Annotated in this window: 15 protein-coding genes; 4 read left to right on the plus strand and 11 right to left on the minus strand. The window is 37.1% G+C overall.

Annotated elements, in window-relative coordinates; genetic code table 11:
- Nucleotides 1-60: 60 nt before the first annotated feature.
- Both ACUNWD_RS02775 and ACUNWD_RS02780 read right to left on the minus strand, forming a co-directional pair.
- Nucleotides 61-573: an FKBP-type peptidyl-prolyl cis-trans isomerase gene (locus ACUNWD_RS02775; RefSeq protein ID WP_445586238.1), complete on the minus strand. Its 513-nt coding sequence runs from the start codon at nucleotides 571-573 to the stop codon at nucleotides 61-63.
- A gap of 3 nt (nucleotides 574-576) precedes the next feature.
- Nucleotides 577-1,617, minus strand: a complete 1,041-nt coding sequence (locus tag ACUNWD_RS02780) for a DHH family phosphoesterase (RefSeq protein WP_445586239.1) — start codon at nucleotides 1,615-1,617, stop codon at nucleotides 577-579.
- A gap of 115 nt (nucleotides 1,618-1,732) precedes the next feature.
- Here ACUNWD_RS02780 and ndk point away from each other — a divergent pair, with 115 nt between their 5' ends.
- Nucleotides 1,733-2,152, plus strand: coding sequence for a nucleoside-diphosphate kinase (gene ndk / locus ACUNWD_RS02785; RefSeq protein WP_445586240.1), 420 nt, complete (start codon nucleotides 1,733-1,735; stop codon nucleotides 2,150-2,152).
- A 4-nt stretch (nucleotides 2,153-2,156) separates the two neighbouring features.
- On the opposite strand, the gene ACUNWD_RS02790 is transcribed toward ndk, so the two are convergent.
- Both ACUNWD_RS02790 and recF read right to left on the minus strand, forming a co-directional pair.
- Nucleotides 2,157-2,447 (minus strand): DUF721 domain-containing protein, encoded by a 291-nt coding sequence (locus ACUNWD_RS02790; protein ID WP_445586241.1) that lies wholly within the window; start codon nucleotides 2,445-2,447, stop codon nucleotides 2,157-2,159.
- The gene (gene recF, locus ACUNWD_RS02795; RefSeq protein WP_445586242.1) at nucleotides 2,434-3,552 is read right to left on the minus strand and encodes a DNA replication/repair protein RecF; all 1,119 of its coding nucleotides are present in this window, start codon (nucleotides 3,550-3,552) and stop codon (nucleotides 2,434-2,436) included. The genes ACUNWD_RS02790 and recF overlap by 14 nt, the downstream gene beginning before the upstream one ends.
- A 186-nt stretch (nucleotides 3,553-3,738) precedes the next feature.
- Here recF and ACUNWD_RS02800 point away from each other — a divergent pair, with 186 nt between their 5' ends.
- The 3 genes from ACUNWD_RS02800 to ACUNWD_RS02810 all read left to right on the plus strand — a co-directional run bounded on the left by ACUNWD_RS02800 (nucleotide 3,739) and on the right by ACUNWD_RS02810 (nucleotide 6,581).
- Nucleotides 3,739-4,431: a tetratricopeptide repeat protein gene (locus ACUNWD_RS02800; protein WP_445586243.1), complete on the plus strand. Its 693-nt coding sequence runs from the start codon at nucleotides 3,739-3,741 to the stop codon at nucleotides 4,429-4,431.
- Between the two features lie 71 nt (nucleotides 4,432-4,502).
- On the plus strand, nucleotides 4,503-4,991 hold the full coding sequence (gene ribH / locus ACUNWD_RS02805; RefSeq protein ID WP_445586244.1) for a 6,7-dimethyl-8-ribityllumazine synthase: 489 nt from the start codon (nucleotides 4,503-4,505) through the stop codon (nucleotides 4,989-4,991).
- A gap of 360 nt (nucleotides 4,992-5,351) precedes the next feature.
- Entirely contained in the window at nucleotides 5,352-6,581 is a 1,230-nt protein-coding gene (locus tag ACUNWD_RS02810; RefSeq protein WP_445586245.1) for a hypothetical protein, read from the plus strand.
- Nucleotides 6,582-6,613: 32 nt separating this feature from the next.
- Here the strand turns inward: ACUNWD_RS02810 and ACUNWD_RS02815 are convergent, their stop codons facing one another.
- From ACUNWD_RS02815 to ACUNWD_RS02845, 7 genes are all read right to left on the minus strand, one after another.
- A complete protein-coding gene (locus ACUNWD_RS02815) occupies nucleotides 6,614-10,393 on the minus strand; it encodes a hydantoinase B/oxoprolinase family protein (RefSeq protein WP_445586246.1) in 3,780 nt (1,259 codons plus the stop codon).
- A gap of 103 nt (nucleotides 10,394-10,496) precedes the next feature.
- On the minus strand, nucleotides 10,497-11,213 hold the full coding sequence (locus ACUNWD_RS02820) for a 7-carboxy-7-deazaguanine synthase QueE (RefSeq protein ID WP_445586247.1): 717 nt from the start codon (nucleotides 11,211-11,213) through the stop codon (nucleotides 10,497-10,499).
- A 195-nt stretch (nucleotides 11,214-11,408) separates the two neighbouring features.
- Nucleotides 11,409-12,800 (minus strand): FAD-binding oxidoreductase, encoded by a 1,392-nt coding sequence (locus tag ACUNWD_RS02825; protein WP_445586248.1) that lies wholly within the window; start codon nucleotides 12,798-12,800, stop codon nucleotides 11,409-11,411.
- A gap of 26 nt (nucleotides 12,801-12,826) precedes the next feature.
- On the minus strand, nucleotides 12,827-13,201 hold the full coding sequence (locus ACUNWD_RS02830; protein ID WP_445586249.1) for a group I truncated hemoglobin: 375 nt from the start codon (nucleotides 13,199-13,201) through the stop codon (nucleotides 12,827-12,829).
- 205 nt (nucleotides 13,202-13,406) lie between these two features.
- Nucleotides 13,407-14,516 (minus strand): nickel-binding protein, encoded by a 1,110-nt coding sequence (locus ACUNWD_RS02835; protein WP_445586250.1) that lies wholly within the window; start codon nucleotides 14,514-14,516, stop codon nucleotides 13,407-13,409.
- Between the two features lie 261 nt (nucleotides 14,517-14,777).
- Nucleotides 14,778-16,391 carry an ABC-F family ATP-binding cassette domain-containing protein gene (locus ACUNWD_RS02840; protein ID WP_445586251.1) on the minus strand — a complete coding sequence of 538 codons (1,614 nt, stop codon included), beginning with the start codon at nucleotides 16,389-16,391 and terminating at the stop codon, nucleotides 14,778-14,780.
- Nucleotides 16,392-16,543: 152 nt separating this feature from the next.
- Nucleotides 16,544-17,899 (minus strand): GntP family permease, encoded by a 1,356-nt coding sequence (locus ACUNWD_RS02845; protein WP_445586252.1) that lies wholly within the window; start codon nucleotides 17,897-17,899, stop codon nucleotides 16,544-16,546.
- Nucleotides 17,900-17,961: the final 62 nt, after the last annotated feature.

The raw sequence follows: 17,961 nt of genomic DNA on the forward strand, positions 1-17,961 counted from the left end.
ATTTTTTTAAGCTCAAAACACTTACGTGCTATTTTCTACTTTATTGCTAAAACGTGTTAACTAATTCGCTGGCTGACTATTATAAATATCAACCAGTTCTATTTCAAAAATAAGTGGTGTATATGGAGGTATTGAATAGAAACCACTACTGCCATAAGCTAGAGAAGATGGCAGTAAAAATGCTCCCTTAGCACCTACATTTAACAGAGAAATAGCATCATCAAATCCAGTAACATGGTTTGCTACGCCATATGTAAACTTATACGGCTCTGTTGATGCATCAAAAACTCCACCAGTTAGAAAATATCCGATATAATTAACACCTATTGAATCTCCAACTTGAACGGTAGCCCCTTCTCCCATCTCCAATTCCATAATAAAAACTCCCACTTCAGTGGTATCAATATCGTAACCTCGGTTCACCATTGTATCGATATATTCATCGATCAGTTCGGCCTCATTCTCTGGTGAATAAGTTACTTCGTTCGGGTTTTCCTTATCCAAACAAGATGCAAGGCCTAAAACCAAGCCTACTACTGCAGCAAATTTTATTGATGTAACTAATCTTATCATGGCTTAATAATCTAAATTTGTTTTCACTAATTTATCTTGATATGCAGGTAACAGGGACCTGTATAAATCAAGCGTTTCTTTTAAGGATGTTTTAACCTCTCCTCCGGCTGCGTTTCGATGTCCGCCTCCATTAAAATTTTCTCCGGCAAACTCATTCACAGCAAACTCTCCTTTGGAACGAAATGATGCTTTCACCTGATCATCCTTTTCCGTAAACAATGTGCTAAAATGTACACCTTTGATTGAAAGCGGAAGGTTAACAAAACTTTCACTGTCACCGGGCACAAAGTTAAACTTTTTTTGCACTTCTTTGGTGAGATAAATCATCGCTGCATGATACTCAGGATAAACCTCCATGCATTCACTCAGGCAATATCCCATCAACCTCATTCTATCAGCTGAATAATTGTCATAAACCCTTGAATGAATTGCTTCCTGGTTAATACCAAGTTCAAGCAATTCGCTAATCGTTTGGAATGTTTGAGGATCTGAAACGTTGTAATCAAAAGATCCGGTGTCGGTCATTATTCCACAGAAAAATGCTTCAGCGGCATCCTTATCAACAAATTGCTGTAGCCCAAGCAATTTAACAACCTGAAAAACTAATTCTGCAGTGGAAGAACATTCAGGATGCGAAATCATTAACTCGGTAAAAGCCTGCGGATTCGGATGATGATCAATTAAAACCGAAGGTCCTTTGTAACTTTCAACACTTTCTTTCAAATCACCAGCTCTTGAAAGATGATTAAAATCCAAACAAATTAATAACTTGGTATTCTCTACCGCACTTTTCGCTTTTTTCTTGTGTGAAGAATGAACAATAACATCCTCATTTCCAACTATCCAATTATAAAAATTCGGATAATTTGTCGGTGAAACCACCTGCACATTTGCTCCTGAATTTTTAAGAACTCTTGCCAAACCAAGCGCCGAACCTATTGCATCACCATCGGGATTTACGTGAGGGACAATAACTATTTGTCCGTCAGCCTTCAACAAATGGCTCTTAAGCTTGTTAATTATTTCTGTGTCAATTACTTTCAATACTACTAATTTTTATGAAAGTACAAATATAAAAATAATGCTTCCCGGATTTAATTTTCGGGATTTAATTTTTTAAATTGTTAAGAATTTCAACCCACAAACTAAAACTCCGCTTATGACTGGAAGACAAACACTTACAATGATTAAGCCTAATGCTGTAAAACGTAATCTTATCGGAGCAATTCTCCATAAAATATCCGAAGCTGGCTATGTAATAAAAGCCATGAAATACATGCATCTATCTAAAGCACAGGCTGGTGAGTTTTACGAAATTCATCGTGGAAAGTCTTTTTATGAAGATTTAACAACTTTTATGAGTTCCGGGCCAATTGTCGCAGTCATTCTTGAAAAAGACAATGCAGTAAACGACTATCGTAAATTAATAGGTGCTACCGACCCCAAAGATGCAGAAGAAGGAACCATTCGCAAGTTGTATGCAGAATCAAAATCACATAATGCAGTTCATGGTTCCGACAGTGATGAGAATGCAAAAATAGAATGCGATTTTTTCTTCTCAAAAGTTGAGCGGTTTTAACCACTTACTTAAAAATAATCTGGCGAATTATTTCTGATCCGGCTTTTTGATTTAATCGAGAACGAATTTCCTCTTTCATCATGATTAGTTCATTACGAAAAACCGGTGAACTGGTTTTTACAAATAAAGTACCATTCGATATTCTTAATGAAAGAGTATACCGGGCAGCGGTTGGGCCCAGCAATTCTTCCCAGAAACTAATGATATCCATTTCGCTCAGCTTCCTCTCAAGGCTATTTTCCTTGATATAATCTTTCAGAACATCACTTATTTTCTGTGTATTACTTTTTCTCATAACTAGTCTCACTTACTTTTCCGTCACTCACCTGAAAAATTCTGTAATCAGCTTCCACTTCAGTAATTATCTGATCTAAATGCTCACGATTAGTATCTGTAATAAAAATTTGTCCAAAATGGTCATCTGCGACCAATTTGACAATTTGTTCTACCCTATTTTTATCCAGCTTATCAAAAATATCGTCCAACAATAATATTGGAGTCATTCCTGCCATTTGCTTGATAAAATCAAACTGGGCGAGTTTTAATGCAACCAAATAAGTTTTCTTTTGCCCTTGAGATCCCAACTTTCTAATTGGATAATCCCCCAGCATAAATAGAATATCATCTTTATGGATTCCTGTCGATGTATATTGAAGCGCCCGATCCTTTGCAATCGAATTCTTTAATAAGCTGGAAAAATCATCATCATATAATTGCGACTGGTGCTGAAGCTGAATAGGCTCTTTACCCGAAGAAATCAATTCATAGTATTGCTGAAAAACAGGCTGCAATTTTTGAATATACTCCACTCGCTTTTGATGAATCTGCTCTGCATACAAAACTAGCTGGTCATTCCAAACCTCCAGACTTTCCTCTTGAAAATACCTATTGACAGCAAATTCCTTTAACAGTTTATTCCGCTGCAACAAAGCCCTGTTATACCTTAATAATTGATCAAGATATACCTGATCATATTGAGCAATCAAACCATCCAGAAATTTCCGGCGTTCGTCACTTCCTCCCATTATTAGATCAATATCAGATGGAGTGATTATTATTAATGGCAACAAACCAATGTGTTCAGCGAGCTTCTTATATTCTTTTTTATTACGCTTGAAATGCTTTTTCTGGTTCCGTTTTAAGCCGCAATAAATGTTTTCCTCACTTTCAAGTCGATGATATTTCCCCTGAACAACAAAAAAATCTTCTCCGTGACTAATGTTTAATCCATCAATAGAATTCAAAAAACTCTTGCAAAACGATAAATAATAGATGGCGTCCATCAAATTAGTTTTGCCGGCACCATTGTTTCCAATAAAGCAATTCAAGTTCGCTGAGAACTGTAAATCAACCTCCTGCAAGTTTTTATAATTGACTAGTGATAATTGTTCGATGTACATGAATAGTGATTCTTTGATTGAACAAAGCTAAAAATAAAAAAATGCCTGAAGAACCTTTTTCTGTCGAAAGCACAACAATGAACAGCAATGTGTTGATTAATATTTAATTTTATAGGTAATTTCTAACAGTTGTTTTATAAAAAACTATATTTTTGCGTCACAAATTTGGAATAACCTTATTTAAAAATGGCAAAGAATAAAAATATCAAAAACGAAGACAGTTTTTCAGAAGTTGAAAGCGCGTTGACGAAAACAGAACAGTTTATCGAGGACAACCAGAAAGTAATTACGATTGTTGTTGGAGTGGCTGTTGCAATTGTCGCAGCTTATTTGGGATTTACCAAGTTATACATTCAGCCACGCGAAGTAGATGCACAAGAACAAATGTTCATGGCTGAAACGTATTTTGAAAAAGATTCGTTTAACCTGGCCATCAATGGAGATGGAAACTACCTGGGTTTTCTAGACATTATTGAAGACTATGGCATGACAAAAGCAGGAAACCTTGCATTGTATTACACAGGAGTTTCTTACTTAAAAATGGGTCAATACGAAGATGCCATTGAATACTTGAATAGTTTTGAAACAGAAGATATCCTATTAGCTCCCGTTGCTTATGGAGCTATTGGTGATGCATATACTGAACTTGGTGAAACCGATGATGCACTTTCTGCATACCAAAAAGCTTATAGTTATTCTAACAACGATTTTACTACCCCAATTTACATGATGAAAGCCGCAACCTTGCTTGAGGCAGATGGTAAAACAGAAGATGCTTTAGAACTATACAATACGATAAAGGAAGATTATCCTACCACGGCTGAAGGGAGAACAATTGACAAGTACATTGCCCGTGCGGAAATGAAACTTGAAAAGTAGGATTTTGACAAATCATAAATTAAATCCCCTCTTTCGAGGGGATTTTTTATTTTTACAAAAAAATAGATACGATGGCTACAAAAAATTTATCAGCATATGATATTGATTCTGTACCAGCAGCAACTGGGATGAGAGTTGGGATTGTTGTTGCAGAATGGAATTATGAAATTACCGGTGCACTGGCACAGGGAGCTTCTGACACGCTAAAAAAGCATGGCGTAAAAGATGAAGACATCATTGTTAAACATGTTCCAGGAACGTTTGAATTACCATTGGGCGGACAGTTTTTAGCAGAATATTCAAAAGTAGATGCTATTATATTAATTGGTTGCGTTATTCAAGGAGATACCCGTCATTTCGATTTTATTTGTGATGGAGTAACTCAGGGAACTACTGATTTAAACCTGAAATACAATAAGCCTTTTATTTTTGGTGTTTTAACCACAAACAACGAACAGCAAGCTTTGGATCGTGCAGGTGGCAAATTAGGCAATAAAGGTGATGAAGCTGCCATTACTGCCATTAAAATGATTGCTCTTCAGAATGAGCTGAAAAGCTAAAAACAGAATCAAAAATATATTGAAGGTCATTTGTCAGCAGACAGATGACCTTTTTTTTAATCTTTTATTCTACTCCACCCACTTCCGGTTTTTTCTGATTTACCAACTGTACAATAAATTGTCTTTTTTGGAGGCTCATCCCTCCATGCTACCAGTTTATCATGAAATTGATGGTCTTCATAAAATTTTGTATAAATCGTTTTATAGTTAATTATATATAATATATATTGCGTATTTTTTAATTACCCGTAACAAGATGTAAGATTGAGATGACTTACAATGAATGAATATATAATACGGTAAATTACAACAGATAAATTCAGTCATATAATTAACTCTACTTTAACGGACTAAAACGCCATGAACAGAAAGCTGAACTTTTTATTAGCAACATATTTACTTCTATCAATTGTAAGCTATGGACAAAAAGTTAATGGATACATTATTAATAATGATGGTGCAAGAACAGAGTGTATTGTAACCAACACAGGCGTATGGGAAGCTGTAGATAGTTATGAATACCGCATTCCAGATGAAAAAACGTTCAACGCAATGGACCTGGCAAAAATTAAAGAGTTTGGTATTTATAATGAAGTGAAGTGCGTGCGCGAGCTTATTCAAATAGATCGATCTGATGAACGTATTAAAAGAGCAGAAGATGCTCAAAAGGAACCAAAATGGGATGAGGGGCATGCATATCTAAATGTATTGTATGAAGGGGAATTGGCTTCATTATATTCGTTTTATGAGGAAGGGAAAACTTATTTTTATTATCGTACTGGTCCGTCAACCATCGAATTATTATATCATAAAAAATATTTGGTGGAAGTAACTCCAGGGTTGGTTGAGAATACCATTGAAAACAATACATATAAACAACAGTTGATCCAGGCATTTAAGATTGAAGACGAAAGTAAGCTGCGAAAATTAACATACACAAAAAATAGCCTTGTACGTTTTTTCGACAATTATCACAAAGAGCACTTCCAGGTTGGAGAAAATATGGTGGCAAGTAATCCGAAACCTAGAATTACTGTCCGTGCTCTCTTGAATAGAAATAGTTTCAGTTCCAGTATTCAAGATTTTAATGATTCTGAATTAGTTTATTTTAAAGAAGAGAAATCATTGGGGTATGGACTTGAAGTGGAATATAATTTTGCATTTAATCATAATAGACTAGCTGTATTTGCAGGGGCTAATTATGCTTCATATTATAGTGATTATACTGATTACTTGTTAAGAACAACACATGATGGGTACATTTGGGATTATTACTCTATTGATATTCCCTTTGGGGTAAGGTATTACCTGCAACTGTTTCCTAAGGGTCGGATATATGCAGAAATGGGAGCTTCTCCAAATTTCATTCTGGATAAATCAGAATTAATTCTTAATTCAGACTTTTCATATAGCTTCGACTCGGCTATAAAAACTTTTTTTGGAATCGGCCTTAGCTATGGGCGTCTAGCTATAGAAACCCGCCTATTCTCCGATAATAATATTACACAAAATTTGTATAAAAGAGGCTCTAAACAAAAACAATGGACGGTTAGTGTTCAGTACGATATTTTTCGACACACCTTTAAATAGTAAAATAAAGACGCTTATTTAAAACTGTCAAATCATTTAAGATTATCGTTTTGTTTATTCTGACTACTGAAACCTCCACCTCCTGGTGTTTCGATTATAAACTGATCACCAGCTTGCAGGTCTATATTTTGAATAGAATCCAACGTAATTTCATCTCCATTGTAACGAATAACTTTCTGAATCCCTGTCTTTCCGTCTTCAGCACCATTAAGACCATATGGACCAGTCTTTCTCCGCTGAGTTAAAACGGATAAATTCACAGGCTCCAAAAAAGTAATTTTACGCCTGACTCCGTCTCCCCCATTCCATTTTCCTGCACCTCCTGATCCATTCCGAATGCTAAATTCACCAAGGCGAACGGGATAGCGATGTTCCATTATTTCCGGGTCTGTTATTCGTGTATTTGTCATATGATGATGAACAGCGCTGGCGCCATTAAAGCCATTTCCCGCGCCGCAACCTCCACAAACGGTTTCATAGTAGCCAAACTTATCATTACCAAATAAGGTGTTGTTCATTGTTCCCTGACTGGCTCCCATCACACCAAAAGCCTTGAGCAAAGTATCAGTTAATCGCATGCTTATTTCAACATTACCTCCAACAACTGCAGGGCACATGGCAGGATCATCATCAAACTCCGGATTTAACAAACCCGTTGGTATATCAATGGTCACGGGTTCAAGCAGTCCATCATTTAAAGGGATATTTTCTTGTAAAAGAAGCCTTAACACGTATATGGTCACACTGTGAACGATTGCTTTAGTGGCATTCATATTGCCCGAATGTACATCGCTGCTTCCTGAAAAATCAATCTTGCATTTCCCATCGCGCAATTGAATGGAAACTTGTAATTGCGAACCATCATCCAAGGATTCCAAAGCTGAATAATCCCCATTTGGAAAACCTTTGAGTGTCGCCTGCATTTTCGCTGAAGCATGTTTTCGCAACAGATCAAAATAGTTGCACACAGTAATTACGCCATGCTGTTCTACCAAACTGATTACTGCATCGTAACCATTTTTATTGGCAGCAATGGCCGCATTGAGATCCGCCAAGTTCTCTTCAATTGATCGGGTCGGAAAAGGTGCATTCAAAAGTATTGATTTCATCCCATCCCAATCAACTTTTCCCTGTCGAATCAGGTAAAAAGGAGAAATGACAACTCCCTCCTCACTTAAGTTTTGAGCATTTGGCGGCATTGACCCCGGACTGATTCCTCCAATTTCGCTGTGATGAGCACGATTGACAACAAAAGCTATTCTTTGCCCATTATAAAATACGGGTGTAACCAAAGTAACATCAGGTAAATGCGAACCACCATATTTAGGATGATTGGTAACAATTGTATCCCCTTCTTCAAACGTAAAATGTTGCAGTAAACTTCTAACGCATACACCCAATCCGCCCAGGTGAACCGGAATATGCGGGGCATTCGCAACCAAACCACCATTGGCATCTAACAAAGCACAAGAAAAATCCAAACGTTCTTTAATGTTCACGGAAAGAGCTGTTCGTTGAAGCAGTGCTCCCATATTTTCAGCGATTGCCATAAAACGGTTGGCAAATAATTCTAATTCCGTTTCTCTTGTTTGTGATTGGTTTTCTGTTTCGCCAAAAGCTACCTTGGATATAATTGCGGTACCACTGGAATCAATTTTCAAATTCCATCCTGATTTTAGAAATGTGGTTGCATAGTGATCCAGAAAAAGCGCTTCCCCTAAAAATTCAGCGCCCTCATTTAAATCCTCCCGAATATATACAGGAATATCCTTGTTGAGATATGCTGGATCCGGCTTGTACGTTTCTGTTTCTATTTTTTTGCATGGTCCGTCATTTGAATCAACACAGGCAATCACTCGAATTGCTTCAACTTCAATAGAACGATTTTCAACTTGATGTCCATATAACTTTTGGTATTGCTCATGAAAGTTTGAAGCTATGTCTTCTTTGTCTGAATAAGGAATTTCCAGGCTACTATCCTGCCCATTAAAACGCAAAAATGCCATTCGCTGACGAATAGAGATTTGATTTTCAGAAAAACCTTCCTGTAAAAGGAGCGACTTTGCATTCGCTTCAATTTCTACAAAATGATCTTTCAACTTTAAATTGATTTCAGCCAGTCCGGTGAGAATTTGTTTCTCAGCAAACCGCTCAATTCTAGCATTGCCAATTCCAAAAGCACTTAGCAAACCAGCGTCTTTGGGAAGCAAGATCGTTTTCATTCCAAGTATTTCTGCAATATCACAGGCATGCAATCCACCAGCGCCCCCAAAAGCTACCAATGAAAAATTCTTCGGATCGTATCCTTTTGAAATGGAAATTTTACGAATGGCTCCAGCCATTATTTCATTGGCAATATCGATAAAACCATAAAGGATCTGCTCTCGCGATTGTTTTGTGCCAGATTTGTCCTCAATTTGAATCATCAAATCTGTCAAGCACTGCTCTGCTTTTTCCGGAAAAACCGGAATTGAAAATCGGGATGCATCCAACCTACCCAAAAGCAAATTGACATCAGTAATTGTAAGCGGCCCTCCTGCACCATAGCAAGCAGGCCCGGGAAAAGCACTTGCACTTTCTGGCCCAACGAATAATTTGTATCCATCAAATCCGCAAATAGAACCTCCACCTGCAGCAACCGTCTCAATAGAAATCGATGAACTATTAATTTGCGAATCTCCAACCTCCAGCTCAAAACGATAGTCAAAATCCTTGCTATACCGAGAAACATCTGTACTTGTACCTCCCATATCAAAGGTGATCAACTGATCATATCCGCTCTGTTTCCCAATAATTGACGCACCCACAACTCCGCCAGCCGGTCCACTCAATAAACTATCCTTTGGCTGAAAATGACTCGCCGCCAAAACACTTCCGGCGCTGGTCATCACCTGGAATGGACAGTTGCCAATACTTTTGCTGATATTATTGATATAGTTATGAATAATTGGGGCCAAATAGGCATTTGCCACTGTGGTTTCTGCGCGGGGAACGATCTTGATTAGCGGGGACAATTCGGCGGAAACAGAAACATATTTAAATCCTATTGATCGGACAATTTCGCTAACTTGCTTCTCATGCTTGGGATTAATATAGGCATTCATCAATGTGATAGCCACCGAATCAATTTCTTTTTCTGAAATCTCACCTAGTTGATTTTTCAGATCTTCAACATCCAAATCCTCTAGAATCTGCCCTTTTGCATCAATTCGTTCTCTAAGCTCGAGAACTTGCGAAGTCAGTTGCTTTCGCTTGATTACATTCATGGCAAATATATCAGCACGTGCCTGGTTGCCGATTTTCAATAAATCTTTAAAGCCTTTTGTGGCTATAAAAAGCGTTTTCGCTCCTTTGCGTTCCAATAATGCATTGGTGCCTTTGGTTGAGCCCAGTTTCAATATCAAATCCGGGAAAGTTTCATTTAAAGCGGTTTCTGTAATTAAACGGGCTCCTAACACAGGTGCTTCTTCAAATGAAGTGATTTCAAAACTTTGTCCCTTTGTTAATCCTTCGAACGTTAACGAACCTGACAATTGAAGGAGCTTACTTTTTATATCAAAACGTTCAATGGTATAAATGCTTTCAGAACCATCCAGCATTCGAAATGAGAACCCCTGCAATATGTCCCGTTTAAGTTCCCAAGATTCCTCTATTTTGAGGGAATTTTCAGATACTTGGTCGATGATTTTTCCTCGCAGGCTACTACTGCTCAAAACCTTTCTACGATGTTCATTACCATCCTGATCAATGGCAATACAGTCTGTGAACGTTCCTCCGGTATCAACAAATAGCTGAAAATATCTTTTAGTCATTTCAAGAATCAAATAAACTCGTTTGTCGTAATCTGACTAAAATACAACAAATAGCGTTGAAGTGAGGTTCTAGGGGTTATATTGGAATGTCTTTTAGCAAAAATTAAACACCACGCTTTCGTCCGAAAATATGGATATGCAATCGATCTGTGTAGTTAAATCCATACTTTTTACAGATCTCAACCAACCATAGTTGCTTGCTAATTAATTGATCTCTGCTAATCCCCTGAGACATTAAATAAATCCGGTCTGAAGAAATCTTATATTTTTCTGCTAATGACAAAACCTCGTCTAAATCGGATTGCTGGTCAATTACAAATTTAAAATTTGATTTATTGGTGTCAGAATAAAAAGAAATCGCATTATTTACGATTCTTCGCTCCAAATTAACCCCAGAGTTGGCTAGTTTTATTGAAACGTTGTACTGATCCACAAATTCATCAAAATCTTTTGGAGGAATTATTGTCCCGTTAGTTTCAATTTCAATATGAGAATCTGGTGAGCTTGTCTTCAAACTTTTAAATAAGCTTTTTAATTGTTTATGCTGCACCATAGGTTCGCCACCTGTAATGACAATATTTTTGCATCTACAGCTTTTAATCAAATCGACGATTGACTGAACCTGCAAACTAATCTGAAATTCCGATTTGGTGTAGGCCGGATTTTTCCAATCCCAGGTATAGGCAGTATCACACCAGACACAATCCAGGTTACAATTCGAAAGGCGCACAAATACAGAGGGTTTCCCTATATTCTTGCCTTCCCCCTGAATAGAATAGAAAATTTCAGGCTTATTATTAAGTTTTGCAAGCGTAAGCATACTATCTATAAAAACTGAATTCGATTAGTTTCAGCTGCGAAAATACAACTTAATAATTGTAACCCATTGTGTGAAACTATCCAGATTGGTGAAAAATTCTGAATTTATTGATTCTCACACAATGGGCATTTTCTGAATTCTAACTAAAGCCTATTTCTATTTTACAATACTAATTGTGTTTAAATGCAGTGTTATCTAGTTACTTGGAACAATGTTCTGGTTGACTCTGAAAAAGTTATTCGGATCATACTTCTTTTTAATCTTCGCAAGTTTTTCGTAGTTATAACGGTAACTGGCTTTCACCCGCTCCTGTCCTTCATCCATCATGAAATTTGAATAGGCGCCACCTAATGAATAGGGATGCAAAGCATCAAAATAATCTTTACTCCATTTTGTTATAACCTCAGCATTAGCCGGATCCGGATCAATACCAACAATTACTCCGGCATAATTAGCATCTCGGTACGCCCATGGGGTTTCGTCCTTACCCACTCTTGAAGCAGCACCACTTATTGGATATAAATGCATTTGAGACAGAGGTGTAGGAATGCTGGAACCAAATTCCAAATGCTTTTTTCTTGCTTCGGGCCCTAAATCTTTAAAGAAATCAGCTCGCCAATACCATTGCATGCCGGGAGGCAATAAACCGTCAAATAAAGTTTGAATGGCTGGATACGGCATCTCACCAACATGCTCAAAAAGTGGATCCATTTCATGAATCGGTTCAAAAACGTCTTTTGCCTTGTCCATGTCACCTGCAAAACACCATACGATTCCACAAAATTGTTTTCCATGCAGAAAATCTGGGAATGGTGGGCCGGGAATGATGAGTGTTGCAACAAATCCATTCAATTCATCAGGAGCCTGATGGATAAATTCATGGTACCATTGCATGATTTCTTCCGTTTTTTCAATTGGCCACAATGTTGGGCCTCCAAAAACAGTTTTTACAGGATGAGCCTGAAACTTAAAAGACGTAACGATGCCAAAGTTTCCGCCACCACCGCGAATGGCCCAAAACAAGTCTGCATGTTGATTTGCATTTACTGTTACGCACGAACCATCTGCTAAAACCATATCTGCCTCAAGCAGGTTATCGATCGTCAATCCATATTTGCGTGATAAGTGTCCTACTCCTCCACCGAGGGTTAAGCCACCGACTCCGGTAGTTGAAATGATTCCAGCAGGAACAGCCAGACCGAACGGATGGGTAGCATGATCTACTTCACCCCAAACATTTCCGCCTCCAACCCGAACTGTGTTATCATCCGTATTAACACGAACAGACTTCAACCCAGACAAATCTATGACAAATCCATCATCACATAGGCCTAATCCGCCAGCATTGTGACCGCCACCTCTAACGGCTACCAACAAATTGTTTTCTCTGGCAAAATTCACTGAATATATTACATCAGCAACATCAACGCATTTCACAAACATTCCAGGACGTTTATCGATCATCCCATTAAACACTTTTCGTGTTTCATCGTACGTTGGATCGTCGGGAAGAACGATTGCACCTCTTATCCCTGAGGCAAATTCATCAATAGATGAACTATCCAAATCTTTTACATAAGCTACCATTTTGATTGTTTTAAAAATTTAAGGGACTATTGCTCAATGATCATTCCTTTTAATGACCATAAAATTGCCAGCACGTCTTTTTTAGTATCCTCATCAATCTGATGTTTGTCAAGAACTAAAAAGATATCATCCACAACGTGCATATATTCCGTAGGATTTATATTCATTCCACGATGCGTTGTCGGCATATCTCTACCTGCGTATTTTACAGGGCCACCACTTCCTTCGCTGAAAAAATCAACCGTATGGCTTTTAATCTGTGCTAATTTCTCTGGTGTTTCGCTGTAAGGGATGAACCGAGCATTGATAGCAGGATTATTCATATGAGCTTCAACTACATCGTCTACAATTTTGGTAATACCTTCTTTACCACCCAGTCGTTCATAAAGTGATTTTGTCATGATTGATTTATTTGAATTAATAATTATATCAACTTATTTATTATGTATTCGTTACAGAACAATTTCAATTTATCACAGATTAATAGATATTAATATGCGTATTTATTAATTCAAAGTTACGACATATAAATAGCCATGTACTAGCATTTTTAATTCAAACACTAGTAAAAATGGGTCATTTTAGCAGATGTATATCGATTGTTGACTACTCAGTAAGTAAATGCAAATAGTCTGATGGTGTTAATCCAAATTTTTTATGAAAACATTTCGCAAAGTATGATGGGCTATTAAACCCTGTTTCGTAAGCAATTTCAGAAATATTGGAAGTTTGTTTATTAATCAGGGTTAAAGCTTTGTTTAACCTGTATTCTTTGATGAAATTATTGGGTGACAATCCTGTTAAAGAAACCATATTTCTATACAGCTGTGATTTACTATATCCCAAAAACCTACCAAAATCATCAACATGCAGATCCGGATTCTGCCATGTTTCTTCAATGTAGTTCATCATGTTATCTAAAAAATGTTCTTCAGATGGATGTAATGCAACAAATAAGTTATCATCCAGAAATACATCCAAATTATCGTGTTTATATATTTTCTTAACTTCTGCAGAAACCAAAATTTTATCTGTAGCAATATAAAATAATCTTTCAGCCAACTTCTTAGCATCCTCGAAGAATGATTTATTTTCAGTAACCGGATCCCCAGTACTGATACCTGTTTTCAACCTTGTTTTCTTGCAATGTACAGCGTTGCTCCAATCTTCAAATTTGGTATATACCTCCATTGCACACCAAACTGCCTGTGAGACTGATTCAAAAGAAACAATAAAATCATTTCGATGTCTTTGAGCAATTTTACCTTTAAATTGATGAAAAATATTTTCAAGAGAATTCAGGCAATCAGACGGGTTAATATTCTCTCCATTTATTGCCACTTCTTTGAAAGAGGCATTACTAAAACCCGTATACATTATTGCTCTAAAGGCGGGCTCGGTAATAATATTCATTTGGTTGTTATCTTCATTTTCAGGATCTTCAATACGGCCTAAGAAGGATTCCACAACGTCTGCATCAACTTCTATTACCTGATGAGGCACTTCACCATGAGCATTATTGTGCATATCAATAATATGTTGCTCACTGGGAGCTTCAATCAGACAAAATGCAGTTTTCCGGTTTTCATCAAACCAATAGGTTAGTCCTTTGCATCCAAATTTATCCTGGATTTTCAAATCTTGTTGATGTAACTGAGCAACATTTTCTGCAGTTACCATTTCAGAGACATCGTGTCGATCCATATAGATAGGCATAGGACTAAATTTCAGATTAGCGCAAAGTATAAAAGAACTAACGAATAGTCGCCTAAAAGGTTCTATGTCATAGAAATTGGAAAGAATAGGTTTTACTTATCAAACTACTCCTTCATGCTTTTTACAATCATTTATACCCATTTATATACAAAATGGTTTTATTAACGAGCCAAAACCCATTAACAAAAAAACAAGAAGAGGTTCTCTGTTTCAACAAATAAAGAAATGAATATTAAAATCTTGGGGAAATTTCAAAGTAATTTATTGATACATTTTATCTCTTAACGCTGCAATATTTTCGTCAGAAATATAATCATCATAATCCATCAGTTTATCAATCATACCATTTGGAGTGAGTTCAATAATCCTGTTACAAACTGATTGAATAAACTCGTGGTCATGCGACGACATGAATATATTGCCGGGATATTTCTCCAGGTTATTATTAAACGCCTGAATGGATTCCAAATCCAAGTGATTGGTAGGTGTATCCAATACCAAAGCATTCGCGTTAGCCAACATCATTCTTGAAATCATACAACGCATTTTTTCACCACCGGATAATACACTTACTTTCTTGTAAATTTCATCACCGGCAAATAGCATTTTCCCCAAATACCCCCGAATATAAAGCTCTGTAGTATCTGTTGTGAACTGGCATAACCAGTCAAACAAACTCAAATCGCTATTGAAGTATTCTGCATTATCCAACGGCAAATATGCTGAAGTAATCGTCTGTCCCCATTGATATGTACCGGTATCTGCCTGTTTTCTACCATTGATGATTTCAAAGAAGGCAGTCATTGCCCGTGGATCCCTGGAAAGGAACACTATTTTATCACCATTTTGAGTATCAAAGCTTATATCCTTAAATAAAGTATGTCCGTCAACACTGGCACTTAAATCCTCTACATCAAGAATCTTATCACCAGCTTTTCGTTCAGGCTTAAAAATAATTCCAGGATACTTACGTGTTGAAGGCTGAATATCTTCTACATTAAGCTTTTCAATCATCTTCTTACGGCTGGTAGTTTGCTTCGATTTAGATACGTTAGCGCTAAAACGAGCAATAAATTCCTGCAACTCCTTTTTCTTTTCTTCTGCTTTCTTATTCTGTGCCAATTGCTGCCTTAAGGCCAGCTGACTACTTTGATACCAAAAGCTGTAGTTTCCTGCAAAGAGTTGCACTTTTCCAAAATCAATATCAACAGTGTGCGTACTTATTGAATCTAAAAAGTGGCGGTCGTGAGAAACTACTAAAACAGTATTTTCATAATTGGAAAGGTAATTTTCCAGCCACTGCACAGTTTCCAGGTCAAGATCATTGGTCGGCTCATCCAACAGCAAGTTATCAGGTTTACCAAAAAGAGCACGGGCAAGTAACACACGAACCTTTTCCTTTCCACTCATATCCTTCATCAGGGTGTAATGAAACTGCTCCTTGATTCCCAAACCACTTAAAAGTGTAGCCGCATCACTCTCAGCATTCCATCCATCCATGTCAGCAAATTGCTCTTCCAATTCTGCAGCACGAATTCCATCTTTATCAGAGAAATCTGCTTTCGCGTACAACTCATTTTTTTCTTGTATGATGTCCCAAAGCTGTGCGTGACCTTTGAGTACAGTATCAATTACCGTAAATTCATCAAATGCAAAGTGATCCTGACTTAACACGGAAAGACGCTCTCCTGGCTCCATGCGAATATTTCCAGCAGTTGCATCAATTTCACCAGAAATAGTCCTCAGGAAGGTTGATTTTCCTGCGCCATTTGCACCAATTACTCCATAACAATTTCCGGCTGTAAACTTCATGTTTACATCCTGAAACAAGACTCTTTTACCAAATTGAATTCGTAGATTTGAAACTGTAATCATCTTTTTTACGCACTTAAAATTTTTAAAGCCCGCAAACGTAGTTATAAAAATAGATTTTTGTGGGAAATACTTTTTTTATAACTCAATGATAACAGTATTGTAATACTGCAATATTTTAATTGAAATCTAAAGCCGACTTTAATTGTGATTCGTTAAACAAACATACTTACTAATAAAATAAGTGTAAATCCAACAACAGAAATTATTGTTTCCATAACTGTCCAGGAACGAAGTGTATCTTTTTCATCCATTCCCAAATATTTTCCTACCAGCCAAAAACCACTATCATTTACGTGAGATAAAATAGTTGCTCCTGCAGCAATAGAAAGAACCACAAGTGCTTTATCAATTTGAGTAAGATCAAAAACAGTAAGTAGTGGCGCCATAATTCCTGCGGCTGTAATCATTGAAACGGTTGCCGAACCTTGAATCACCCGAACAACTACAGCGATAATATAGGCTAACACAATTGGTGGCATTGACGAATCTGCCAACTTCTCAGCAAGCATAGCACCTACTCCACTATCAATTAGTATTTGTTTGAAAACGCCACCAGCACCGGTTACTAAAATAATTAATCCGGCAGGACCAAGTGCTTTCCCTGAAAGCTTCATTAACTGATCTTTGCTAAATCCCCTTCTGGTTCCCAATACATACAGAGCTAAAAGTGTAGAAATTATCAATGCTGTAAAGGGATGTCCGAACAGCCCAATAACATCATAGACAACTTTATTCGTATAAATTCCCTTATCGAATAAGACTTCGGATACGGAGTTTAAAACAATTAAAAATAATGGTAATGCAATAATTAAAATAATCGTTCTGAAAGAAGGTAAATTATTCTGATCAATATTAGCGTCCTGTTCATCAAAAAAATCAGGAGCCTTTAATTGAATCTTTTTACTAATGTATTTTCCAAATACCGGCCCTGCAATTATAGCTGTTGGAAGTCCAACTATGAAACCCATCATAATTATCCATCCCAATTGCGCATCCAATATTTCAGCAACGGCAACTGGCCCCGGAGTTGGAGGAATAAATGAATGTGTAACTGCCAATCCAGCAAGCAAAGGAATCGCATAGTATAGCATGGACCTTTTTGCTTGTTTCGTCAGCTCATAAATAATTGGAATTAATATGATAAAACCAACATCCAGAAATACCGGGATTGCCACAATAAAACCAGTAATTACCAATGCCCACGATGCACGTTTCTCTCCAAAATGTTTTAGCAAATAATGAGCAATAGATTGTGCACCACCTGAAGACTCCAGCATTTGCCCAAAAATTGCCCCCAAACCTACAACTGTTGCCACAAAGCCAAGCGTATTACCCATTCCGTTTTTCATGCTTTCCATGATGAGCTTGAAATCCATTCCAGTGACAATACCGACCACAATACTAACAATCAACAGAGAAATGAAAGCGTGAATCTTCAACTTCAAGACCAAAAACAACAATAACAAAATGGCAAATCCAATTCCGGCAAGTAATAGAATTTCATTCATGATCGCACAGTTAGGTAATCAATTTAGTTATGCAGTTGCCTAAATTAATACATATCAGCTAA

The sequence above is a fragment of the Sunxiuqinia sp. A32 genome, assembly GCF_052690465.1.